Raw genomic sequence first — 23,719 nt, 5'->3', positions numbered from 1 at the left:
ATGAAAACTAAAAAGGTACCTATATTTTTAGAATTTATGAAAAAATCATTTTTTATAATTGGTTTAATTTTATTTATATATACAATTGGTCAACTAATTGCATTTGGTATGTTTACAGATGAATATGAAAGAGATTTATTAAAAGATAGGTATAAAGAGATAGTTAGTTTATCTCAAGATATAAACGTACAAATATCAGAAAATAGTTTTTATCAATACTTACAACATTTAGCAAATGATGATGAATATATTAGGATTTATTCATCAAACAAAATATACTATGAATCTCTATCTGAAGTATGGGAAAATATTAAATTTGATTATTTAAATAAAGATATTTCAATTAAACCTAGATTTTTTGATTCTGATATATATATGGTACTAACAGCCCCAATAAATATAGCAGGGTCCGAATATACATTACAGATAGCTAGAGAAAATGAGATGTTGAAGGATTTTACTGAAAACTCTTTTCCAATTTTAATTTTTACATTAATTTTAGGATTGATTTTAAGTGGTATAGGAGCTATTTACGTTTCAAAGAATTTTATAAATAGACTTAGAAGGCTTACAACAACTATGAATGAAATAAAGGAAAATGGTATCAATAAAAGAGCTGAGATTTCAGGACTAAATGATGAGATTGATAAAGTAAATATTGTTTTTAACTCAATGATGGATGAATTAGAAGAAGCATTTCATGAGCAAAGTAGATTTGTGTCAGATGCATCACATGAATTAAAAACACCGCTGACAGCACTTCATGGACACTTAAGTATGCTTAAAAGATGGGGAAAGAATGATAAAGATCGTTTAGAGAAATCATTGGATATATGTTTAAAAGAAGTTGAAAGATTAAAAAAATTAGTAAATGATATGTTATTACTATCTAAAGCAGAAAAATCAGAAATAAACTTAGATAAATTAGAAGAAATTAATCCGATAATAGTAGTTGATGAGGTTATAGAAGAATATAGAGTTTTAAAGCCAAATGTAAAATATATCGTTAATACTGATGAAGATATAAATATGAAAATTGACCCAAATGATTTAAAACAATTATTAATTATATTTATTGATAATTCTATAAAATATAACAATAAGGATAATATAGAAATTGAAATAACATTAAAAAAAGAAGCTAGTAAATTAAAATTAGAAGTTAAGGATAATGGGATTGGAATTCCAGAGAATGAAATTAATAATGTAATGAAGAGATTCTACAAGATTGATAAATCTAGAGTAAATAATAATTCTTTTGGAATTGGATTATCCATTGCAAATAGAATAGCAAATAATTATAATGCTAAAATTCAAATAGATAGTGAATTAGATAAATATACGAGGATAAGTGTATATTTCAAGTGATATAAATTATATTTAACAAAAGGAGAAAAAATGAAAAAATTAAGTTTAGCAGCGATTATAGTAACAGTTAGTATTAGCTTAATAGGATGTACAAATTCAGGTGTAGCAAATAACGGTAATGGGAATAACACTGAATCTAGTATACAAGATAGCAGTGAAAGTAGTAAACAAAATAATAATGTAAATAATACAGGTGATATTTCATTAGATAAAGCAAAAGAAATAGCGTTATCACATGCAGGATTAAGTAGTGATCAAGTAACATTTGTTCAAGCAAACAAGGATTTTGATGATGGAATTCAAAAATACGACATAGAGTTTTATTGTAATGGTAAAGAATATGATTATGAAATTAACGCATATAATGGACAAATTATACAATATGATTATGATATGGAGTATGATTATATTCAAAACAATAATAATCAAAGCAATGTAAATAACATAGCTAAGATTTCAGTAGAAGAAGCAAAACAAATTGTATTATCACATGCAGGTTTAACAAGTAATCAAGTTACTTTCAAAAGGACAGAATTAGATTTTGATTATGGGATTCAAAAATATGAAGTAGAATTTTATTATAATAATAGAGAATATAGTTATGAAGTAGATGCTAATACTGGAGATATATTGGCTTATGAGCAGGATTAGCGTATACTAAGAAAGAAGTGCTACTCTTAAATAGGGGAGCACTTTTTTGCCACAACATATTTTTATAAAGATATTATTATTAAATATATTTAAGTTTATTTTTTATAAAAATTTGATATAATATAAATAAGAAGTTCAGAAAATAAAAAAGTAGAGTGCGTCAACACTCTACTAAATATACAATTCTAGTTGCTTAGGCAACTGGTATCACTAATTTTTTATTGATTTAAAAATAGTAGCTGTCCAATTGCGATGTGGGGCTACTATTTTTTTGAGATTTTTTCTATAAGTAACACTATAAATGTTAATAATGCTATTAAGAATATACCTGCTGTAAATAGTAACATTAAATCATCGTTACTCATTAGTATCACCTCCTTTCACAAGAAAGGTGAGTGATACCAGTAGCCCACATTCAACTTTTAAATTGTACTTTAGAATTATACCATAATTATGTAGAAAACAAACAGAAGAATAAAATGGTAAAACTATTAGTACTTGCAATAGTTACTGAGAACCGTATCACAAAGAATATGAAAATTTAAAAGTAATAAATTGTTATTGACTGATACCTAGGGCATTAGATTAACATCTAAATTAGAGGTGGTTATATGTTAATAAATGAAGTATGTAAATTAACAGGCTTAACAAAGAAAGCAATTGAATATTATGAAAAACAAGGATTAATAAAGCCTATAAAGAGCGATAATGGATATAGAAATTATTCACAAGAGGATATAGCTTTATTAAATGAAATATCCTTGTATAGAAAATTAGATATAAGCATTAAAGATATTAAGGTAATAATAAAGAGTAGAGATAAGAAAGATATAATTAATAACATTATTAAAGATAAACAAAATAAAGAAATTCAAATAAAAATGTAAAAGAGATATTTAGAAGAAATAATAGAAAATAACTTCGATAGAATTTCAATAAAAGAATTAAATGATGAGATTATTGAAAGTGAAAAAAATAATGGAGAATTTATTAAGAGAGAGTTGATTAGAGCTTTTCCTGATGGAATGGGAAAATATTTAGCATATCATTTTGCACCATACTTAAATGAACCTATAGATACTCCTGATAAATATGAAGCATGGATTAATATTGTTGAATTTTTAGATAATGTTCCTGAAATAAAAATACCTAGATTTATTCAAATTGGATATGAGAATATAAGTGATGAAATAGCAAAGAAAATAAATGATGATACAAGAAATGAAATAAACAATATGCTAAATGCAGAAGGCGAAGAGTTAGAAAGGTATAAGCAAAAATTATTGGATAATATAGAAAAACAAAATGATAAATCATTATTAAAAGTTATGAATCCTTTTTATAAGTTTAAAAAGCAACTTAATGAATTTTTTAATAGCAGTGGATACTATGATATATTTTTACCTAACATGAAAATATTAAGTAGTGAGTATAAAGAGTATCATGATAAACTTACAAAGTTAAATGATAAGCTATCTAAGGAATTAGGGATTAAATATGATGAAAATATGAGAGTAATAATATCTAAAGATAATGATTAATAGTGTAAGAATAATATATAATTAAAATAGATGTGAAAAGTAGCTTTAGTTATTTATAGTGGTTAACTAAGGCTACTTTTAATGTTTTTTATATAAGTTTTAATAGTAATTTGCTATTATGAATATTATTAACTATAATAACTGCACCAATTATTGCCTAATATTATTTCCCAGGAAAATTCCACTCAGAATAAAACTCATCTAAAAAGCTTTCCATAAATTCATGTCTTTTTTTAGCTATTTCTTTAGCTGTTTTTGTATTCATTAGGTCTTTTAGCTTTAATAGTTTTTCGTAAAAATGATTTACAGTATGATTTTCTAGGTTTTTAACTTGTTCTAAACTTTCAAAGTTGATTGGAGCTACAGATGGGTCATAAATAGGTCTTCCTTTACTACCACCATAAGCAAAAGTTCTAGCTATTCCAATAGCACCAATGGCATCTAGTCTATCAGCATCTTGAACGACCTTACCTTCAATAGAAATTTGAGTAGAATCTACTACACCACCTTTAAAGGACATAGTTTTAATAATAGATATAATTTTATTTATATCATCTTTAGATACATCTATAGAATTTAAAAAGTTTTCTGTAACAGTAGTATTAGTTTCAGTACCATCTGAAAATTTCCAATCATCAATATCATGTAATAATGCAGTCATTTCGACTATAAAAAGGTCAGCATTTTCTTTTTCACCAATAAATTTAGCTAAATTATAAACTCTTTCTATATGAAACCAATCATGGCCACTACCTTCACCGTATAGCTTTTCTTTTACGAAGTCTTTAGTATTCTTTATCATTTTATTTTTATCCATAAATGACTCCTTTGATTTTTATTTAGTATTATTTTATTATACATAACATTTAATAAAGCTAGTAGTTATATTATAATAAGAACATAAGATTCGAAAATGAAGAGGATGATTTTATGAATTTAATTACATTAGAAAATATAAGTAAAAGTTATTCGGAAAAAATATTAGTAGATAATATATCATTAGGAATAAATGAAGGCGAAAAAATAGGTATCATAGGAGTGAATGGTACTGGGAAATCAACATTTTTAAAAATAATTGCAGGTGTTGAAGAGCCAGATTCAGGAACTGTAACTAAAGGAAATAGAGTAAGAATAGAATATCTTTCACAAAGTCCTAACTATGATGAAAATGCAACAGTTATAGAGCAAGTATTTAGAGGAAACTCTGAAGAAATGAGTTTATTAAGAGATTATGAAGAAGTATTAGAAGAAATAAGTAAAAATCCTTCTAATGAAGATTTAAATAATAAGTTAATAAAGCTTCAAGGAAAAATAGATGCTTTAAATCTTTGGGGACTAGAAAGTGAAGCAAAAGTTGTATTAACTAAGCTTGGAATAAATGATTTTGAAGCAAAGGTAAGTACTCTTTCTGGGGGACAAAAGAAGAGAGTAATGCTTGCTTCTGCATTAATAACTCCATGTGAATTATTAATACTAGATGAGCCTACTAACCACTTAGATAATGAAACTATAAACTGGTTAGAAGAATATTTAAATAGCAGAAAAGGTGCTTTATTAATGATAACTCACGATAGATATTTCTTAGATAGAGTTACAAACAGAATTTTAGAATTGGACCAAGGAAGACTGTTTAGCTATGAAGGTAATTACTCTGTTTTCTTGGAAAAGAAGATGGAGAGAATGGAAATTGAGCAAGCATCAGAAGAAAAGAGACAAAACCTTATAAGAAAAGAGCTTGCGTGGGTTAGAAGAGGTGCAAAGGCTAGAACAACTAAACAAAAAGCAAGATTAGATAGATTTGATGAACTTGTTAATCGAAAGGTATATGAACAATCTGAAAATGTTGAAATCTCAGTTATGGGAAGTAGACTTGGTAAGAAGATAATTGAAATTGAAAATATATCTAAGAGCTTTGGCGATAAGCAGTTAATAAAAGATTTTAGCTATATTGTGACTAGACAAGATAGAATAGGTATAGTTGGTGAAAATGGTGTAGGTAAATCTACATTAATTAAAATGTTAGAAGAGAAATTAAAACCTGATAGTGGAGAGATAGTAAAAGGTGAAACTGTTAGAATAGCTTGCTTCTCTCAAGATGATGAGCACATGAATCCAGATATGAGAGCTATTGAGTATATAAAAGAAGTAGCAGAGTATTTACAAACAGCTACAGGAGAAAGAATAACTGCATCTCAAATGTGTGAAAAGTTCTTATTTGATGGAACTTTACAATGGACTCCAATTGGAAAGTTATCAGGTGGAGAAAGAAGAAGACTTCATCTTTTAAGAGTTCTTATGGATTCCCCTAATGTACTTTTATTAGATGAGCCTACTAACGATTTAGATATAGAAACTCTTAAGAGATTAGAAGATTATCTTGATGACTTCGGTGGAGTAGTTATAACTGTATCCCATGATAGATATTTCTTAGATAGAATATGTAATAAAATTTTTGCTTATGAAGGTAATGGTAATATAAGAATATACACAGGAAACTATAGCGATTACCTATTAACTAAAGAATATGAGGAAGCTATAAATAAACAAGAAAAAGCTTCAGAGAAGCCTAAAGATTTATCTGAGAAAAAAGAAAGAGTAAAAGAGAAAAAGTTAAAATTTACTTATAAAGAAGAAAGAGAATTTGAAACTATTGATGAAGATATAGAAAACTTAGAAAATAAAATATCTGAAATAGATATATTAATGGAAAAAAACTCTAGAGATTTTGGAAAACTTCAAGAATTGATGAAGGAAAAAGAAGAGGCTGAAGCTGAATTAGAACATAAATATGAAAGATGGGAATATTTAAATGATTTAGCTCAAAAAATAGAAGAACAGAAAAATAATAAGTAGTGAAAAATACTACCAATATATATTTAGTAGATGTACACTTACAGTGTAACTTCAAGTAACCAAATTAAAGTTTGGACTTTTAGTCAAGTTTGTATGAGTGAATCGAAAATTTAGATTTCACTTATGTATAATTAAAAGAAAAAATCACATAATATTAATGTAGCAAGGATGGGTAAAGATAACTCAATACCTATGCTACTGTAGATGAACTAGTAATATTTTATATTGCTAGTTCATTTTAGTTGCAAAAAAATATCCTACAATATAATTATAGGATATTCTACATATTTGGGGATATGTATATTAAAGTTAATGTTAATTACTATTTAAATGATCGTTTATTAAAGTTTGAATTTTATCTTTGCATCTAAAGCCTTTGCAGCCACCAGTACAAGCACCAGTTACTTTTACAACATCATCAACAGTATGAGCTCCTTTAGCTATTACGTCTTTAATTGTTGCTCTAGAAATAGCTTTACATACACAAACCTTAGTTATCTTATCAAGAATCTCTTGATTTAAATTATTGTTTTCCATAGTGTATCCACTCCTAAATATTAAGAACCATCTTATTAGAGAACTAATATAATAATCTATGATTTAATTATAATAATAGAAAAAACAAAAGTCAATATTAATTAATAATGATTATTAATGCAAACTTTATACCAAGTATGCTATTATTATTCGTCTTTTGATAGTAAAGTATTTTATTAAAACTAATATTATAAAATAAAACAGTTTTTGGATGTAATTGACAATGAACTTTTCATAATATATAATAGAACCGTTAAAAACTATGATTAGGAAAAGTATTTAAGTTTTTTCTTTAAGAGAGTGATTGGTTGGTGTGAAATCATAGAAATGCTTTAAGAAAATCACCTATGAGTTGGAGGCTGAAAGTTTGACAATTAAGCTATCCCGTAATCCTGCGTTAAAGGATAGGATATGATAGTATCTGAAGATATGGCTCGTTTTATATATAATGTGAGCTTAATAACCATAGGTGGTATAGCGAATAACACTTCGTCCTTTTGGATGGAGTTTTTTTATTATATAAAAATTATATATATTTAATTTAAGTAATTTTTCTTATTTAAAGGTTGATACTAAAGATGTTGATACTAAGGATAATGTAAAAATATTTATTATTTCAATTTAAAGCAAAATAAGTAATTACATTAAGAGAAGGGAGAAGCAATATGTACAAAAAAGTAGAACTTCCAAATGGTTTTGTTGGCTTAGAAAAAGAAGTTGCAAATCTTTGGACTGCAAGAAATGTCATAAAAAAGAATTTTGATATGAACCAAGATGGTGAATATTTCACTTTCTATGATGGACCTCCAACAGCAAACGGTAGACCTCACGTAGGACACGTTTTAACAAGAGTTATGAAGGATATAATCCCAAGATACAAGGTTATGAAGGGATATAAGGTTATAAGAAAAGCTGGTTGGGATACTCACGGACTTCCAGTTGAACTTGAAATCGAAAAGAAGCTTGGAATTTCAGGTAAAGAACAAATAGAAGAGTACGGAGTTGAAAAATTCGTTAAAGAATGTAAAGAAAGCGTATTTACTTACGTAAGTATGTGGGAAAAGATGACTAACCAAATCGGTTATTGGGTTGATATGGAAAATCCATATGTAACTTATCATAACCCATACATCGAATCAGTTTGGTGGGCATTAAAACAAATGTGGGATAAAGGTCTTTTATATGAAGGACACAAAGTAATGCCATACTGCCCAAGATGTGGAACTGCATTATCATCTCACGAAGTTGCTCAAGGATATAAAGACGTTAAGGACTTAACTTGTATAGCTAAATTTAAAGTTGAAGGAGAAGAGAATAAGTATATCTTAGCTTGGACAACAACTCCTTGGACATTACCTTCAAACTTAGCTTTATGTATAAACAAAGCATACACTTATGTAGAAGCAAAAGTTGGAGAAGAAACATTAATATTAGCTAAAGATTTAGCAGCGAAAGTTTTAGGCGAAGATTATGAAATAGTTAGAGAATTCCCTGGAACTGAACTTTTAGGAACTAAGTATGAACAATTAATGCCTTTCGGTAAAGTTGAAGGTAAAGCATTTGAAGTAATTCACGGTGATTACGTTACTTTATCAGATGGTACTGGTATAGTTCATATAGCTCCAGCTTACGGTGAAGATGACAGCTTAGTAGCTAAAGCTAATGGAATCACTTTCATTAACTTAGTTGACAGAGAAGGTAGATTCGTAGAAGAAGTTACTCCATGGGCAGGAAAATTCGTTAAGAAATGTGATGAAAGCATCTGTAAATGGCTTGAAGAAAACAACAAGTTATTTAAATCAGAAAGACACCTTCACTCATATCCACATTGTTGGAGATGTGACACACCACTTCTTTACTATCCAAAGGAAAGCTGGTTTGTTGCAATGACAACTCTAAGAGATAAGCTTTTAGAAAACAATAATAAGATTAACTGGTACCCAGATAACATAAGAACAGGTAGATTTGGTAAGTTCTTAGAAAATGTTATCGACTGGGGTATTTCAAGAGATAGATATTGGGGAACTCCACTTCCAATTTGGGGATGTGAATGCGGACATAAAGAATGTATCGGAAGCATCGAAGAATTAAGAGAAAAGGGAATAAATGTTCCAGAAGATATCGAATTACACAAACCTTATATAGACAATGTTCACTTAAAGTGTGAAAAGTGTGGAAAAGAAATGACAAGAACTAACGAAGTTATTGACTGTTGGTTTGACTCAGGTTCAATGCCATTTGCACAATTACACTACCCATTTGAAAATAAGGAATTATTCGAGGAAAACTTCCCAGCTCAATTTATATCAGAAGCTGTTGACCAAACAAGAGGATGGTTCTACACATTATTAGCAATTTCAACTGCTATATTTGATAGAAATCCATTTGAAAACTGTATAGTTTTAGGTCACGTTCTAGATAAGAAGGGCTTAAAGATGTCAAAATCTAAGGGTAATGTTGTAGATCCATTCACAGTATTAGATGCTCAAGGTGCTGATGCTACAAGATGGCATTTCTACACTGCAAGTGCTCCATGGTTACCAACAAGATTCTCAGTTGATGATGTTGGTGAAGCTGGAAGAAAGTTTATGGGAACATTATGGAATGTTTACTCATTCTACGTTCTATATGCTGAATTAGACCAATTCAATCCGCTTAACTATGCTGATTTCGTATCAGAAAATGTTATGGATAAATGGATTATGTCTAAGCTTAACACATTAGTTAAGGACGTTGATTCTATGTTAGATTCATACCAAATAACTCAAGCTGCTTTAGCTATTGAAGATTTCACAGATGAGTTATCAAACTGGTATGTAAGAAGAAACAGAGGTAGATACTGGTCAGAAGAATTAACTAATGACAAGATTGGTGCTTATGTAACTTTATACAGAGTATTAACTACTTTAATAAAGGTTGCAGCTCCATTCGTACCATTTATAACAGAAAATATTTATCAAAACTTAGTAGCTGGATTAGACAATAATGCTCCAGAAAGCATTCACTTATGTTCATGGCCACAAGTTGATGAAAGTGCTATAAATAAAGATTTAGAAAAGGAAATGGATTTAGCTTACACAATAGTTAAGCTTGGAAGAAGTGCAAGAAATGGTGCTAACATTAAGAATAGACAGCCACTTTCTAAGATGCTTATTTCAACAGATTCACTTCCAGAATACTACGGAGATATCATAACTGATGAGTTAAATATCAAAGAAGTAGAATTTGGTGCTGACCTTTCTAAATACGTTAACTTTGAAATCAAGCCAAACCTACCTGTATTAGGAAGAGCTTATGGTAAGATGATACCTGGAATCAGAAAAGAAATAGCTGCTAGAAACCAAATGGAATTAGCTCAAGCTATCCAAAATGGGGAAACAGTAACTATAAATGTTGATGGAACTGAAATTGAACTTAATAAGGAAAACTTATTAGTTACAATGCAAGGTTTAGAAGGATATGCATTTGCTGGTGAAGGTTCAATAGGTGTTGTTCTTGATACTCATATTTCAGAAGAACTTAGAGAAGAAGGTCACGTAAGAGAAATGATTTCTAAGATTCAAAATATGAGAAAAGATAAAGGATTTGAAGTTGCAGATAAGATTAATTTATATGTAGCAGGAAACGAAATGCTAGAAGGCGTTATCAAAAAGTTTGCTGATACTATAAAGAAAGAAACTTTAACTCAAGAAATAGTATTTAATGGAGATTATGATTATACTGAAACTGTTATTAATGGTGAAAAATTAAATATGACAGTAGAAGTAGTTAAATAATTTAAAAATATTATGGTAAAGAAGGGAATTAACTCATAATTCCCTTCTTTTTTTGAAAGAATATATAAAGATAGATAAATTAGTTCAAAATTATATTATATTAATAAAATACTTATATGTTCTTGTACAACTAATGAAAAAACGGTATAATTAATAATTAAAATGAAAAAAATGGAGTGATGTTGACATGGCTACTTCTATTAAAGATGTTGCAAGAGAAGCGGGCGTTTCAATAGCTACGGTTTCTAGAGTACTTAATGATATAGATGTTGTAAATGAAGATACAAAGAAAAAGGTATTGGATGCAATAAAGAAATTAGGATACAGACCAAATATCGTAGCTAGAAGCTTAAAGACTCAAAGAACGAAGACAATAGGAATATTAGTTCCAGATATATCAAGTGGATTTTATCCTGAAATAGTTAGAGGAGCAGAAGATGTTGCTAATATATATGATTATAACGTTATATTATGTAACTCAGACTTTGACTACGATAAAGAAAAAGATTACTTAAGAGTATTGAAAGAGAAAATGGTAGATGGAGTTATCTACATGAGCTCTTCATTACAAGAAGAATCTCTAGATATTATTAATGATTTAGATTTAAAAACTGTTTTAGTTGAAACAAAAGACAGAGAAGGAAGATTACCAAGCGTAACTATAGATAACATAGAGGCTTCATATGAAGCAACTAAGCATTTACTTGAAAAAGGAATAAAAAATATTGCCTTTGTAGGAGTAAAGAAAGAGGTAGCTAATGCTTGGGGAGATAGATTCTTAGGATACGAAAAAGCTTTAAAAGAAGCTGGATTAGAAGTTGATGAAGATTTAGTATACCTTCAAAATCTTAAATACAAGACAGGTAGTGATGCTGCGGAAAAATTCTTAAGCCTTTCTAAAAAATTTGAAGGGGTTGTATGTGCATCAGATGAAATAGCTATGGGAGTTATAAATGGATTAAGAGAAAAGGGAATTAATACTCCAGATGACGTTAGTGTTATAGGATTTAATAATAACGCTGTAGCATCATATTTCTATCCAAGATTAACTACAGTAAATCAACCAAGTTATGATATGGGATCTGTAGCTATGAGAATGTTAATTAAAATCTTAAATAATAAACCTTTAGAAGAAGGTCAATATGTATTAGATTATAAGTTAATACAAAGAGAAAGTTGTAAATAAGTCGTTTTATACGACTTATTTTTTTTTATTTATAAAGATTGTAATAATAAAGAAAATATGGTAAACTATATACATAAGGTTGAGAACGTTTACTAAATAAAATAAAATGGGTTAAAAAATTCAACTATGTATGTGTTATTTTATGAGAGTATAAGTTAAATGGGTGTAATAATAATTTAGTAAACAAGATAATAAAAAGATAGCTATGGGTAAGCTATCTTTTTTTATTTTGAATAAAATATGTTATTTTATAATATTCCTTCATTTTTTAATATATCTTCTAATTGTTGTACCTTTTGAGTTAAAGTATAGAATTTTTCCTTTAAAACTTCTTTTGGGGCATCTATTGTATCAACGAATTCTTCCATTTCTTCAACCGTTTTTAATGCTTCCTCTATGTCTCTTTGAGCTAATTTTAAGTTTGATTCTTTCATCGGTACATCTCCTTATATTTAAAGTAAAACTAATATAGTATTTATCTTTATCCTATCACTAATAAATAGACGTTGCAAGGCATATATTTTAAATAGTTAACAGTTAAAAGAGAAAAGTTAAGAAGTGAAAAATCAACAGTTCCACGCGTTTATAAAATTAATAGTTAAAAGTAAAAGTTGGGGTGTAAATTCAGCTGAACTGAATTTAAAACATAATATAAAAAATTACGGAGTTGTTTTATCCATAACTTTTAATTTGTTATTTTACACTATTAATAAAAATAAGGAACGGTTTTATAAAAGCTAATAACTACTAAATCTTAACTATTAACTATTAATTAAATTGGGGGGATAGTAAATGATAAATTACATATGGTTTATAATGATTTTTCTAGGAATACTAGTTAGTATATTTACTGGCAATGGGGAAGCTATGTCTAATACAATAATTAGTTCTATAGATAGTACCGTTACTTTTATTATAAGTTTAGTTGGATTAATGTGCTTTTGGTGTGGAGTAATGAAGGTTGCTGAAAAAAGTGGATTAACAGAGAAGTTAGCAAAGCTTATGAAACCGATACTTAAAGTGATTTTTAAGGAAGCAGCAAAGGATGAAAAAGCATTAGGGGCAATTGTAATGAATATAACTGCTAATATGATGGGGTTAGGAAATGCTGCTACACCTTTTGGGATAAAAGCTATGGAAGAAATGGATAGATTAAATAGAGATAAAGGAAGAGCTAGTAATGATATGGCGTTATTTCTTGTACTTAACGCGGCTTGTGTTCAGTTAGTACCATCCACGGTAATTTCTATAAGAGCGGCAGCAGGGTCTACAAATCCTGGGGTAATAATTTTACCTGCGATTATATCAACCACGGTGGCGGCTATTGTAGGTGTTATATGTGCTAAAATTCTTCAGAGATATTTTTAAGGAGGGATAGAGTATGTTTCAATATATAACTAAAAGTATAATTCCTATAATAGTATTTATAATAATAACTTATGGGATGTTTAAGGGAAGAAAGGTTTATGATTGGTTTGTTGAAGGTGCAAAAGATGGATTAAAGGTATGTATGAATATTTTTCCTTATCTTTTAGCTATGATTTTGGCGGTTCATATATTTAGGGAAGCTAAGCTTTTAGATATGTTAAATAATCTTATCTCTCCTATATCAGGATTAATAGGTTTACCTAAAGAAGTAGTTCCTCTTGTTTTAGTAAAACCTCTGTCAGGAAGTGGAGCTATGGGAATATTTACTGATATACTTAAAAATTATGGACCAGATACGTTTATAGGGTTAGTATCATCAGTAATAATGGGAACTACAGAAACTATATTTTATACTGTAACGGTATACTTTGGTGCAGTTAAAATTAAAAAAGTAAGACATACAGTTTGGGCTGCAGTGATGGCTGATATGACAGCAATTATTATGGCAATATTAATGGTAAAAATTCTTATATTTTAAAAGTTTATGGAAAAATTTTGTTTTTATAGATATAATATTTATTAATTGTAGCTGTTAATTTAATACGCAAAGGAGAAAAAGTATATGAAGGCAGATTTTTTTAAAAATAATAGAAAAAGATTATTTGAAAAAATAAAAGATAATTCAATTGTGATTTTATTTGCAGGTAATGCGCCTAAAAAGACTGCAGATGAAGCATACCCATTTACGCCTAATAGAAACTTTTACTATTCAACAGGAATAAGTGAAGAAAATCATATTCTTGTAATGAGTAAAGTAGGTGGAAGTGAGAAGAGTACATTATTTATAAAAGATATAGACCCTGATTTAGAAAGATGGATAGGAAAGAGTATTCGTAAAGATGAAGCTACTGAAATTAGTGGTATTGAAGACGTAAAATTTAAAAGTCAATTTGATTCAGAGATTCATAGATTGCTTTGCTTAAAAGAAGAAGTGAATCTATACTTAGATTTAGAAAGAGATAGTATTTCTTCAACATCTAGTATAGCAAATGAATTTGCTAAGGATATAATTTCTAAATATCCACAAGTAATGATTAAAAATATATTTAGTATATTTGGAGAATTACGACTAGTAAAAAGTGAAGAAGAAGTTGATAACATAAAAAAAGCTATATCAATAACTATCGAAGGTATTGAAGCTTTAATGAAAAATTCTAAAGCAGGAATAAAAGAATATCAATTAGAATCATATTTTGATTTTGTATGTAAAAATAATGGGGTAAAGGATTTTGCATTTAAAACTATTGCAGCTGCAGGAAAAAATGCAGCTACATTACACTATGTAGCAAATGATTCAGAATTAAAAGACGGAGATTTAATTCAGTTTGATTTAGGAGCACAATATAACTTTTACAATGCAGATATTTCGAGAGCCTTCCCTGTAAACGGAAAATTTACAGAGAGACAAAAAGCTGTTTATAATGCTGTTTTAAAGGTTAACGAAGAAATAATAAATGATATAAAACCAGGAAAAACATTTAGAGATATCAATAAAAAAGCTACTGATCTAATAGCTGAAGAATGTATTAAACTTGGACTTATAAAAGAAAAATCAGAGGTTAGTAAGTATTATTTTCATAGCATTGGACATAGTTTAGGACTAGATACTCATGATTTAGAAACACCTCATAGAGATATAACATTTAAAGAAGGTGTAGTATATACAGTAGAACCAGGAATTTATATTGAAGAAGAAAATATGGGCATAAGAATAGAAGACGATATTCTAGTAACGAAAGATGGAGTAGTAAATTTAACAAGTGGAATGATAAAGACTGTGGAAGAAATAGAAACTTTTATGGCAAAGTATAATAATAACATTAAATAAATATACTTGAAAAAAGTTATAAAATGGTATTGTCAAGAACGAATATAATGTGTATAATTATAATAAATTAATCGTGAATAAATAAAGGTAGAGGCGCGATACTTAAGAGTACTATTGATGAGGTAAGCACTGTGAGTTAATAGGAAAGGAATTATCGCCGAAGCATACAACTAATGCTTTAAGGTTGTATAGCTGGGGATGTATATAATATATATATCACTGTCACAAACTTGTTTTTGTGGTGAGCTATCATTTGAGGAAGACCTAATTTTTTAATGCAATTTTAGGGCCTTGAGTGTTAACTCAAGGCTCTTTTTATTGCACAAAAGCAAAACCCTTTAATTATTCACAAAAAATATATTAATTAGGGGGAAACAAAAATGAAAAAGACGGGATTTAGAGTAATCCTACTAACAATGATTATTTTTACTTTATCAACAACAATGGCATTTGCCAGTGAGTTAGAACCAGCAGCAGTAAATGCAGAAAGATTTGGGTTATTAACTTTAATACCACCAATAGTAGCGATAGTATTAGCATTTATTACTAAGAACGTTGTTATTTCTTTATTTATAGGGATTTTATCAGGTAGCTTTTTAATTAGCCTTACAGGATATAATGTGTTTTATGCACTTATACAAGCATTCTTAGATTTTGTTACAAGAGCATTAAATTCTTTAGCAGATCCATGGAATGCAGGTATAATACTTCAGGTATTGGCAATTGGAGGAGTTATTAATTTAGTAGGTAAAATGGGTGGAGCTAAGGCTATAGCAGAAGCTTTAGCAAAAAAAGCAAAGACTGCAAGAAGCACTCAATTAATAACTTGGTTATTAGGATTATTCGTATTCTTTGATGATTACGCAAATTCACTTATAGTTGGACCTATAATGCGTCCAGTAGCTGATAAGATGAAGATTTCAAGAGAGAGATTAGCGTTTATAATTGATGCAACTGCAGCGCCAGTAGCTGGGCTTGCAATAATATCAACTTGGATTGGATTAGAAGTTAGCTTAATAGGTGAAGGGTTTAATCAAATAGGTGTAGAAGCAAGTGGATTTGGAGTATTCCTTCAAACTATACCATATAGATTTTACAACATATTAATTCTTGCATTTATAATTATTACAGCAGTTACTTTAAAAGAATTTGGACCAATGAGAAAAGCTGAAATAGCTGCAAGAAAGAGAAATAAAGATATTGTTGAAGAGATAGCAGCATCATCTTCACAAATGGATGAATTAGAACCAAAAGAAGGTGTAGAGCTTAGCATATGGAATGCAATTATTCCAATAGGGACACTAATTATTTCAGCGCTAGTAGCATTCTACTATAGTGGATATAGCTCAATAATGGGTGGAGATAACGTAGCACTTCAACAAATAATGACTAACTCACCAATGTCATTTGCAGGAATAATGGAAGCTTTCTCAGCAGCAGATGCTTCAGTAGCATTATTCCAATCAGCATTATTTGCATCAGTTGTAACTATAATTATGGCTGTTAGTAAAAAGATATTTACTTTAAGTGAAGCTATAGAAACTTGGGTAGATGGAATGAAAGGGCTAATTATTACAGGAGTTATTCTTATATTAGCTTGGTCTTTAGGTTCAGTAATTAAAGAACTTGGAACTGCATATTATTTAGTTGAAGCTTTACAAGGTGCTATACCAGCATTTTTATTACCAAGTTTAATATTCGTTCTAGGAGCAGTAATATCATTCTCAACTGGAACTGCATATGGAACAATGAGTATATTAATGCCATTAGCAATACCTCTTGCACATTCAATTAATCCTGAAATGTCATTTATAGTAGTTTCTACAAGTGCAGTATTAACAGGGGCGATATTTGGAGATCATTGTTCACCAATTTCAGATACAACAATACTTTCATCAATGGGTGCAGGATGTAACCACATAAATCACGTTAATACACAAATATGGTATTCATTATTTGTTGCAACAATAACAATATTATTTGGTTATATTCCAGCAGGTTTAGGATTACCTATATATCTAGTATTACCATTAGCACTAGTTGCTGTATATGTTGGGGTACAAATATTTGGTAAGAGGGTAGATGAAGCTAACATAGAAGATGAAACAGGCGCTTTAGCAAAATAAGAAAATAATAGGGGCTATATAAAGGCTGTGCATGGGGGCACAGCTTTTATTTTTGCTTATTGACAGTTTTTACATTTTAGCATATTATAAAATTAATAAATGCATAGAAAAGAAGAGTAGTTTAGGAATATGTCTAAAGAGAGCTAGGATTTGGTGAAAGCTAGCGTCATTGAACTTTATGAAGATGGTCTTGGAGCAGATTATCTGAGTCTTATGATTAGGATAATACGGTAGCAACCGTTATATTGCACGGTGATGATAGTCACCTAGTGAGATATTTATTGTGAGATAAATGTAAAAATAGAGTGGTAACGCGTATATAACGCCTCTATATGGGTAATTAACCTATATAGAGGATTTTTTTATAATTAAAAATTAATAATTAGAAGTGAATATTTAACGAAAATATCAAAATTTAAATTCCTATATCTTAATTATTAATTAGAAAAAAGGAGGAAGAAATATGACTAAAAAACCATATTATATAACTACTGCAATTGCATATACTTCAGGTAAGCCACATATAGGTAATACTTATGAGGTAGTTTTAGCTGATAGTATAGCAAGATATAAGAGATTACAAGGCTATGATGTTCAATTCCAAACAGGAACAGACGAACATGGTCAAAAAATTGAGTTAAAAGCTCAAGAAGCTGGTATTACACCAAAGGAATTTGTTGATAATATAGCAGGTGAAATTAAAGGAATTTGGGATTTAATGAATACTTCTTATGATAAATTTATCAGAACAACTGATGAGTATCATGAAAAACAAGTTCAAAAAATATTCAAGAAGCTTTACGAACAAGGGGATATATATAAAGGTCACTATGAAGGATTATATTGTACACCATGTGAATCTTTCTTTACTTCATCACAATTAGTTGATGGTAAGTGTCCTGACTGTGGAAGAGAAGTTCAACCAGCTCAAGAAGAAGCATATTTCTTAAAGCTTAGCAAATATACAGATAGATTAATTGAGCATATAAACACTCATCCAGAGTTTATTCAACCAGAATCACGTAAAAATGAAATGATGAACAACTTCTTATTACCAGGATTACAAGATTTATGTGTATCAAGAACATCATTTAAGTGGGGTATTCCAGTTGATTTTGATGATAAACACGTTGTATATGTATGGCTTGATGCTCTTTCAAACTATATAACTGGTTTAGGATATGATTTAGATGGAAATCATGCAGAAGCGTATACAAAATTCTGGCCAGCAGATTTACACTTAATAGGTAAGGATATTTTAAGATTCCATACTATTTACTGGCCAATTATGTTAATGGCTCTTGATATTCCATTACCAAAGCAAATTTTCGGTCATCCATGGTTATTACAAGGTGACGGAAAAATGAGTAAGTCTAAAGGTAATGTTATATACGCTGATGATTTAGTAGAATTATTTGGTGTTGATGCAGTTCGTTACTTCGTTCTTCATGAAATGCCATTCGATAATGACGGAACAATCACTTGGGAATTAGTTACTGAAAGAGTTAACTCAGATTTAGCTAATACTTTAGGAAATCTTGTTTCTAGAACAGTTACAATGGTTGAAAAGTATTTTGATGGAGTAATTCCAGTACCAATGGTTAAAGAAGCTGTGGATGATGAGCTTATCTCATTAGCGCTTGAAACTCCTAAAAAAGTTGCAGATAAGATGGAGCATTTAAGAATTGCAGATGCTTTAGATCAAATATGGAACTTAATTAGAAGAACAAATAAATATATAGATGAAACTACTCCTTGGGTTCTTGGAAAAGATGAATCTCAAAAGGATAGACTTGCTACAGTACTTTATAACTTATGTGAAAGTATAAGATTTATATCAAGCTTAATTGCACCATTCTTACCAGAAACAAGTGCAAAAATCAATGAACAAGTTAATATTTCAAAAACAGATTTAGAAAGCTTACATTCATTTGATGGAACAGCTGCTGGAACAAAGGTTAATAGAGGTGAAGCAATTTTCCCAAGACTAGATGTAAAAGCAATATTAGAGGTAGTTGAAAAGAAAAAAGCAGAACAATTAGCAGCACAACAAAAAGTTGAAGAAAAGAGAGAAATAACTCCAATTAAAGAGGAAATCACAATAGATGATTTTGCTAAGCTTGACTTAAGAGTAGTTAAAGTAACTGCTTGTGAACCAATCAAGGGAGCAAAAAAATTATTAAAATTAAAAGTAGATTTAAATGGTGAAGAAAGACAGGTAGTATCAGGAATAGCTAAATTCTATAAACCAGAAGAATTAGTAGGAAAATACGTTGTTTTAGTAGCTAACTTAAAGCCAGTAACATTAAGAGGAGAATTATCTCAAGGTATGATACTTGCTGCAGCTACAGACGATGATAGTGTATTAAACCTAGTAAGTCCAGGTGAACTACCAACAGGAAGCCAAGTAAGATAAGTGAGACTCTAAATCTCCGATTTAGCTAGTCGAACTTACACCTACGAACGGATGTGAGTCGGTGTTTCCTCTAAGACTCTAAATCTCTGATTTAGCTAGTCGAACTTACACCTACGAACGGATGTGAGTCGGTGTTTCCTTTAAGACTCTAAATCTCCGATTTAGCCAGTCGAACTTACACAGACGAACGGATGTGAGTCGGTGTTTCCTCTAGACTCTAAATCTCTGATTTAGCTAGTCGAATTTGACTAAAAGCTCAAGTCTGTGATTGGGTATCTTGAAGTTACACTATAAGTGTATTGATTTGACGATAGAGGAAGTTTCACTTAAAACAAAGGAGCCATTAGGCTCCTTATTTTATAGTGAAAAGTTTTGCTAAAGCAATATTTTCACTTTCACCGTAGGTGAACTTTTCATCTTTGTAGCAATAAAAGGGGGTTTTTTAATGAATATAATTATAGGAAATGCATGGCCTTATGCTAATGGACCACTTCATTTAGGAAGAATTGCTGTATGGTTACCTGGGGACATTTTAGCTAGGTATCATAGAATGATGGGAGATAATGTTGTATTTATATCAGGAACTGACTGTCATGGTACTCCTGTTACTAATAGAGCAGAAGAAGAGGGGATATCTCCGTTAGAAGCTGTAGAAAAATATCATAAGGAATTTCAAAAATGTTTTAAATCTTTAGGATTTTCTTTTGATATTTTTGAAAAAACTCATTCTGAATATCACCAAGAAAAGGTAAAAAAATTTATTTTAGATTTATATGAAAAAGGATATATATATGAAGAAATAGTAGATGGGTCAAAACATTTATTCTTTGCTTTATCTAAGTTTGAGGATGATGTAAAGTACATATTTGATAATGAAGATGGATGGAGAGAAAATGCCAAAAAAATATTAAAAAGATATCTTGATGAAGGATTAAGGGATAGAGCTGTAACAAGAGATTTTAATTGGGGCGTTGATGTACCGTTAGACGGATATGAAGATAAAAAAATATATGTATGGATTGAAGCGGTAATGGGATATCTTACTGCCAGTATGAAATGTCTAAGTGAAAGAGGAGAGGATTGGAAAGAATATTGGAGCGGAGATGATTCAAGGGTTTATTTTGTTCACGGAAAAGATAATATACCTTTCCATACTGTTATTTTCCCAGCTATTTTATGTGGAGTAGGAATTAAAAATCCTAATTTAAGAATGATATCAAGTGAGCATTTAAAACTAGAAGGAAAACCATTCTCATCAGTTAAGAATTGGGCATTATGGGCTGATTATATTACAAAGAATTATAACGTAGATAGTTTTAGATATTATCTTATGCTAAACTCTCCAGAAGATAAGGATACTGATTTTTCATGGAGGGATTATATAAATGTAAATAATTTTGATTTGGTAAGTACTTTTTCTCACTATGTACAAAGGGTAATAACTTTCTCAAGAAAAAATTATGGACCGAGAATACCAAGTGGAATTATAGAGGAAAGTTTAAAAAATGAAATTTTAGATTTATATTTTAGCGTTGGAGACGATATTGAAGAGGGGCATTTTAATAGTGCGTTAAATAATATAATGGCTTTTTGCAGAAAGGCTAATAAAGATTTTAAAGAAAATTTATTATGGGACATGGCAGAGAAGAATCCTGATTACTGCAAGAATAAGGTCTATAATAATATTCAAATAGTAGCTAATATAGCTAATTTATTAGAACCATTTATGCCTAATATTTGTGAAAATATAAGAACTTCCTTAAGTATTAATGAACCTATATGGAGTTTTATAGAAAAAAGAGATGGAATATTAAAAGAGGTTGATTTAGAACTAAAGAGAATTGATAAAAGAAGAGCTATTGATGAAGTTTTAAGATTAAAAGAGAAAAGAAATTAAAAAAAAACTAGAGCCTAAGTTGGGGGACGTCGGCTCTAGTTACCATTCTTTATAAGGAAACTCTTTCTCCTGAAATGTAACTTCAACTAATAAAATCAGAGATTTTGAGTTTCATTTAAGGTGGTTTTTTAGGGGTAAATAATAATGCTTTAACTACTTTACAAGTATTATATTACCCTTTTTTTGTGTCAATTAAGTGTCAAAAAAGCAAAGAAAATATTAACAAAATTTTTTGAAATTAAAATGAACTATTTTGAAGATATTACGTCTTAATAATGAAAGTTAATTTAAGGGGGTATTAAGAGTGGAGGAGATAGAGCTAATCAAAAAAGCTCAAGATGGCAATAAACATGCCATGAACATATTGCTTCAGAATAATTATAAAGCTCTATATGGATTTACTCTGAAAATGACTGCTAATGAAGATCTAACTCAAGATATAGTTCAAGAAGTTTGCTTAAAAGCTGTTGTTAATATAAATAAGTTCAAAGGGAAATCGAAATTTCAGTCATGGTTAATATCAATAGCTATTAATTATTATAGAGATATTATAAGAAGAAATAAAAAAATAGATTATAGTTATGAAATAGAGTTAAGCTATATTGAAAATAATGAAACAAACACTATATTAGATAGGTTACAAGTAGAAGAGATGCTTAAAGAGCTGAAAAAAATGCCTTATGAAAAACGAATATCATTTATATTGAAACATTATTATGGATATTCTTATGAAGAAATCTCTAAGGTATTTAAATGTTCTGAGGGAACTGTAAAATCTAGAGTGTTCTATACTGCATCAAGGTTAAAAAAGAAATTAGTAGGAAGTGAGGTGTGATATAAATGGATGATAGTAATATGTTAAATGATGAAAGCTTAGATAAATTAGGATATATAAAAGAGTTAGACATATTTTCTATAGTAGATAAACAGTTTGATAAAAAGCGTGAAAGAAAGAGAGTAAAAAGAGCGATTTTTATTTCTATATTAATAGTTGTATTTGTATCACTAATAACATGCTTAGCTATAATTATGCCTAGGATAGCAGTTATTGATAAAAGGATTATGAATATACCTAAATTAATTATAGGATATTATTTTGTTTCTGTATCAATGATGATGTTACTTATTATACCTATAATAAAAAGAAAGAAGTCTTATTAGAAAAGGGGGAGAAATTTTATGTTAATTATGTTTATGCCAATGATTTTTATGGCTATAATTTTTGGATTATTTATATGGCAAGCTATTTGGGTTGCTCTTGATTCAAGAAAAAGAGGAGAAGAGTATTGGTGGCTATGGACTATAGCTGCATTTATAGCATTTCCAGTTGGAATTATAGTTTATGCAATAGTTAGTAGAAGCGATAGAAGAAGATGCAATAACTGTGGAAAAGAAGTACCAAAAGACTTAAAGTTATGCCCATACTGTGGGGAAAGGTGTGGAAACTTTTGTCCTAACTGTGGACAAAATGTTCAACCGGGGTGGAGATTCTGTCCTAATTGTACAACAGAACTACCTGATGAAATAGCTAATAGTAAAAGAAAAATAAATAATAAACCTATTATAATAGTAGTTTCTATAATAGTAGTATTAGCAATTTTATTTGTGGGTATGTTCGTAGTAAGCTACGTTAGTTTCTCTGGAATTACTGGAAGCTACGCTGAAGAGATTAACACTTTTGATACAAGCGGATATCAAGGTAGGGTATTTAATGAAAGAACAACAGACGTTTTAGAATATACAATTACATCTAATCAGCATAGCTTTTGGTATAAGGGAGAAAGAGAAAAAGGCGATATAGTGGTGAAGCTATATGATAAAGATGGAAATTTAAAATCAGAAACAGATAAGATTTCAGCTGAAGAATTTACTGAAGGAATGTTTGTAGAACCAGGACAAAAGGTAGAAGTTTATCTAAATGATTATAAAGGTTCATTTTATGTAAGATTCAATTAATGAGAGGTATTACACCATAAAGGAAATTGGAACAAGAAGTGGAACGAGCTTGGAACAAGTTTTAAAAGTAGAGCACTTCTTTTTAAAAATAGAATAATATGTGGAACAAGAGGAACAAGAATCGGTCTTGTTCCTTTTGTTGTTCCATATGGGAAG

Annotated in this window: 20 protein-coding genes, 1 riboswitch and 2 other annotated features; of the genes, 16 read left to right on the top strand and 4 right to left on the bottom strand. The window is 29.4% G+C overall.

Annotated elements, in window-relative coordinates:
• Together LQE93_RS12530 and LQE93_RS12525 are read left to right on the top strand one after the other, a co-directional pair.
• Nucleotides 1-1,368 (top strand): sensor histidine kinase, encoded by a 1,368-nt coding sequence (locus tag LQE93_RS12530; RefSeq protein ID WP_055265146.1) that lies wholly within the window; start codon nt 1-3, stop codon nt 1,366-1,368.
• Nucleotides 1,369-1,398: 30 nt separating this feature from the next.
• The gene (locus LQE93_RS12525) at nt 1,399-2,019 is read left to right on the top strand and encodes a PepSY domain-containing protein (RefSeq protein ID WP_055265144.1); all 621 of its coding nucleotides are present in this window, start codon (nt 1,399-1,401) and stop codon (nt 2,017-2,019) included.
• Nucleotides 2,020-2,282: 263 nt separating this feature from the next.
• Here the strand turns inward: LQE93_RS12525 and LQE93_RS12520 are convergent, their stop codons facing one another.
• Nucleotides 2,283-2,384 carry a putative holin-like toxin gene (locus LQE93_RS12520; RefSeq protein WP_041081648.1) on the bottom strand — a complete coding sequence of 34 codons (102 nt, stop codon included), beginning with the start codon at nt 2,382-2,384 and terminating at the stop codon, nt 2,283-2,285.
• A 246-nt stretch (nt 2,385-2,630) separates the two neighbouring features.
• Here LQE93_RS12520 and LQE93_RS12515 point away from each other — a divergent pair, with 246 nt between their 5' ends.
• Together LQE93_RS12515 and LQE93_RS12510 are read left to right on the top strand one after the other, a co-directional pair.
• The gene (locus tag LQE93_RS12515) at nt 2,631-2,906 is read left to right on the top strand and encodes a MerR family transcriptional regulator (RefSeq protein ID WP_231073883.1); all 276 of its coding nucleotides are present in this window, start codon (nt 2,631-2,633) and stop codon (nt 2,904-2,906) included.
• A gap of 114 nt (nt 2,907-3,020) precedes the next feature.
• Nucleotides 3,021-3,560, top strand: coding sequence for a hypothetical protein (locus LQE93_RS12510; protein WP_231073881.1), 540 nt, complete (start codon nt 3,021-3,023; stop codon nt 3,558-3,560).
• 163 nt (nt 3,561-3,723) lie between these two features.
• On the opposite strand, the gene LQE93_RS12505 is transcribed toward LQE93_RS12510, so the two are convergent.
• Nucleotides 3,724-4,377, bottom strand: coding sequence for an HD domain-containing protein (locus tag LQE93_RS12505; RefSeq protein ID WP_231073879.1), 654 nt, complete (start codon nt 4,375-4,377; stop codon nt 3,724-3,726).
• A gap of 113 nt (nt 4,378-4,490) precedes the next feature.
• On the opposite strand from LQE93_RS12505, the gene LQE93_RS12500 reads away from it, so the two are divergent.
• Entirely contained in the window at nt 4,491-6,413 is a 1,923-nt protein-coding gene (locus LQE93_RS12500; protein WP_231073877.1) for an ABC-F family ATP-binding cassette domain-containing protein, read from the top strand.
• Nucleotides 6,414-6,728: 315 nt separating this feature from the next.
• Here the strand turns inward: LQE93_RS12500 and LQE93_RS12495 are convergent, their stop codons facing one another.
• Nucleotides 6,729-6,950: a (2Fe-2S)-binding protein gene (locus tag LQE93_RS12495; RefSeq protein ID WP_055265136.1), complete on the bottom strand. Its 222-nt coding sequence runs from the start codon at nt 6,948-6,950 to the stop codon at nt 6,729-6,731.
• 253 nt (nt 6,951-7,203) lie between these two features.
• Nucleotides 7,204-7,450 (top strand) — a binding site (T-box leader).
• 165 nt (nt 7,451-7,615) lie between these two features.
• On the opposite strand from LQE93_RS12495, the gene ileS reads away from it, so the two are divergent.
• Both ileS and LQE93_RS12485 read left to right on the top strand, forming a co-directional pair.
• Entirely contained in the window at nt 7,616-10,726 is a 3,111-nt protein-coding gene (gene ileS / locus LQE93_RS12490) for an isoleucine--tRNA ligase (RefSeq protein ID WP_231073876.1), read from the top strand.
• Nucleotides 10,727-10,913: 187 nt separating this feature from the next.
• Nucleotides 10,914-11,912 carry a LacI family DNA-binding transcriptional regulator gene (locus tag LQE93_RS12485; RefSeq protein WP_055265132.1) on the top strand — a complete coding sequence of 333 codons (999 nt, stop codon included), beginning with the start codon at nt 10,914-10,916 and terminating at the stop codon, nt 11,910-11,912.
• A 248-nt stretch (nt 11,913-12,160) separates the two neighbouring features.
• Here LQE93_RS12485 and LQE93_RS12480 read toward each other — a convergent pair whose 3' ends face one another.
• Nucleotides 12,161-12,346, bottom strand: a complete 186-nt coding sequence (locus LQE93_RS12480; RefSeq protein WP_055265131.1) for a hypothetical protein — start codon at nt 12,344-12,346, stop codon at nt 12,161-12,163.
• 358 nt (nt 12,347-12,704) lie between these two features.
• Between LQE93_RS12480 and LQE93_RS12475 the strand changes: the two genes are divergently transcribed.
• The 9 genes from LQE93_RS12475 to LQE93_RS12435 all read left to right on the top strand — a co-directional run bounded on the left by LQE93_RS12475 (nt 12,705) and on the right by LQE93_RS12435 (nt 23,563).
• Nucleotides 12,705-13,280: a nucleoside recognition domain-containing protein gene (locus LQE93_RS12475; RefSeq protein WP_055265129.1), complete on the top strand. Its 576-nt coding sequence runs from the start codon at nt 12,705-12,707 to the stop codon at nt 13,278-13,280.
• A gap of 13 nt (nt 13,281-13,293) precedes the next feature.
• Nucleotides 13,294-13,818 (top strand): spore maturation protein, encoded by a 525-nt coding sequence (locus LQE93_RS12470; RefSeq protein WP_055265127.1) that lies wholly within the window; start codon nt 13,294-13,296, stop codon nt 13,816-13,818.
• Nucleotides 13,819-13,902: 84 nt separating this feature from the next.
• Nucleotides 13,903-15,168 carry an aminopeptidase P family protein gene (locus LQE93_RS12465; RefSeq protein WP_231073874.1) on the top strand — a complete coding sequence of 422 codons (1,266 nt, stop codon included), beginning with the start codon at nt 13,903-13,905 and terminating at the stop codon, nt 15,166-15,168.
• An 80-nt stretch (nt 15,169-15,248) separates the two neighbouring features.
• Nucleotides 15,249-15,425: riboswitch (Lysine riboswitch) on the top strand.
• Nucleotides 15,426-15,548: 123 nt separating this feature from the next.
• Entirely contained in the window at nt 15,549-17,294 is a 1,746-nt protein-coding gene (locus LQE93_RS12460; RefSeq protein WP_231073872.1) for a Na+/H+ antiporter NhaC family protein, read from the top strand.
• A gap of 95 nt (nt 17,295-17,389) precedes the next feature.
• Nucleotides 17,390-17,627 (top strand) — a binding site (T-box leader).
• 130 nt (nt 17,628-17,757) lie between these two features.
• Nucleotides 17,758-19,710 carry a methionine--tRNA ligase gene (metG, locus tag LQE93_RS12455; protein WP_055265121.1) on the top strand — a complete coding sequence of 651 codons (1,953 nt, stop codon included), beginning with the start codon at nt 17,758-17,760 and terminating at the stop codon, nt 19,708-19,710.
• Between the two features lie 445 nt (nt 19,711-20,155).
• Entirely contained in the window at nt 20,156-21,607 is a 1,452-nt protein-coding gene (locus LQE93_RS12450) for a methionine--tRNA ligase (protein WP_055265119.1), read from the top strand.
• Between the two features lie 304 nt (nt 21,608-21,911).
• Nucleotides 21,912-22,442: a sigma-70 family RNA polymerase sigma factor gene (locus LQE93_RS12445; RefSeq protein ID WP_231073871.1), complete on the top strand. Its 531-nt coding sequence runs from the start codon at nt 21,912-21,914 to the stop codon at nt 22,440-22,442.
• Nucleotides 22,443-22,447: 5 nt separating this feature from the next.
• Entirely contained in the window at nt 22,448-22,768 is a 321-nt protein-coding gene (locus tag LQE93_RS12440) for a hypothetical protein (RefSeq protein WP_055265115.1), read from the top strand.
• Between the two features lie 18 nt (nt 22,769-22,786).
• The gene (locus tag LQE93_RS12435) at nt 22,787-23,563 is read left to right on the top strand and encodes a zinc ribbon domain-containing protein (protein WP_231073868.1); all 777 of its coding nucleotides are present in this window, start codon (nt 22,787-22,789) and stop codon (nt 23,561-23,563) included.
• Nucleotides 23,564-23,719 lie beyond the last annotated feature (156 nt).

The organism is Clostridium sp. NSJ-145, assembly GCF_021044725.1.
GTDB classification, from domain to species: Bacteria; Bacillota; Clostridia; order Clostridiales; family Clostridiaceae; genus Clostridium; species Clostridium disporicum_B.
This window is presented reverse-complemented; position numbering and strand designations above follow the sequence as displayed.

Coding starts and splice junctions, on each gene's coding strand:
- LQE93_RS12530 (WP_055265146.1), top strand. CDS start 1: ATGAAAACTAAAAAGGTACCTATATTTTTAGAATTTATGAAAAAATCA.
- LQE93_RS12525 (WP_055265144.1), top strand. CDS start 1,399: ATGAAAAAATTAAGTTTAGCAGCGATTATAGTAACAGTTAGTATTAGC.
- LQE93_RS12520 (WP_041081648.1), bottom strand. CDS start 2,384: ATGAGTAACGATGATTTAATGTTACTATTTACAGCAGGTATATTCTTA.
- LQE93_RS12515 (WP_231073883.1), top strand. CDS start 2,631: ATGTTAATAAATGAAGTATGTAAATTAACAGGCTTAACAAAGAAAGCA.
- LQE93_RS12505 (WP_231073879.1), bottom strand. CDS start 4,377: ATGGATAAAAATAAAATGATAAAGAATACTAAAGACTTCGTAAAAGAA.
- LQE93_RS12500 (WP_231073877.1), top strand. CDS start 4,491: ATGAATTTAATTACATTAGAAAATATAAGTAAAAGTTATTCGGAAAAA.
- LQE93_RS12495 (WP_055265136.1), bottom strand. CDS start 6,950: ATGGAAAACAATAATTTAAATCAAGAGATTCTTGATAAGATAACTAAG.
- ileS (WP_231073876.1), top strand. CDS start 7,616: ATGTACAAAAAAGTAGAACTTCCAAATGGTTTTGTTGGCTTAGAAAAA.
- LQE93_RS12485 (WP_055265132.1), top strand. CDS start 10,914: ATGGCTACTTCTATTAAAGATGTTGCAAGAGAAGCGGGCGTTTCAATA.
- LQE93_RS12480 (WP_055265131.1), bottom strand. CDS start 12,346: ATGAAAGAATCAAACTTAAAATTAGCTCAAAGAGACATAGAGGAAGCA.
- LQE93_RS12475 (WP_055265129.1), top strand. CDS start 12,705: ATGATAAATTACATATGGTTTATAATGATTTTTCTAGGAATACTAGTT.
- LQE93_RS12470 (WP_055265127.1), top strand. CDS start 13,294: ATGTTTCAATATATAACTAAAAGTATAATTCCTATAATAGTATTTATA.
- LQE93_RS12465 (WP_231073874.1), top strand. CDS start 13,903: ATGAAGGCAGATTTTTTTAAAAATAATAGAAAAAGATTATTTGAAAAA.
- LQE93_RS12460 (WP_231073872.1), top strand. CDS start 15,549: ATGAAAAAGACGGGATTTAGAGTAATCCTACTAACAATGATTATTTTT.
- metG (WP_055265121.1), top strand. CDS start 17,758: ATGACTAAAAAACCATATTATATAACTACTGCAATTGCATATACTTCA.
- LQE93_RS12450 (WP_055265119.1), top strand. CDS start 20,156: ATGAATATAATTATAGGAAATGCATGGCCTTATGCTAATGGACCACTT.
- LQE93_RS12440 (WP_055265115.1), top strand. CDS start 22,448: ATGGATGATAGTAATATGTTAAATGATGAAAGCTTAGATAAATTAGGA.
- LQE93_RS12435 (WP_231073868.1), top strand. CDS start 22,787: ATGTTAATTATGTTTATGCCAATGATTTTTATGGCTATAATTTTTGGA.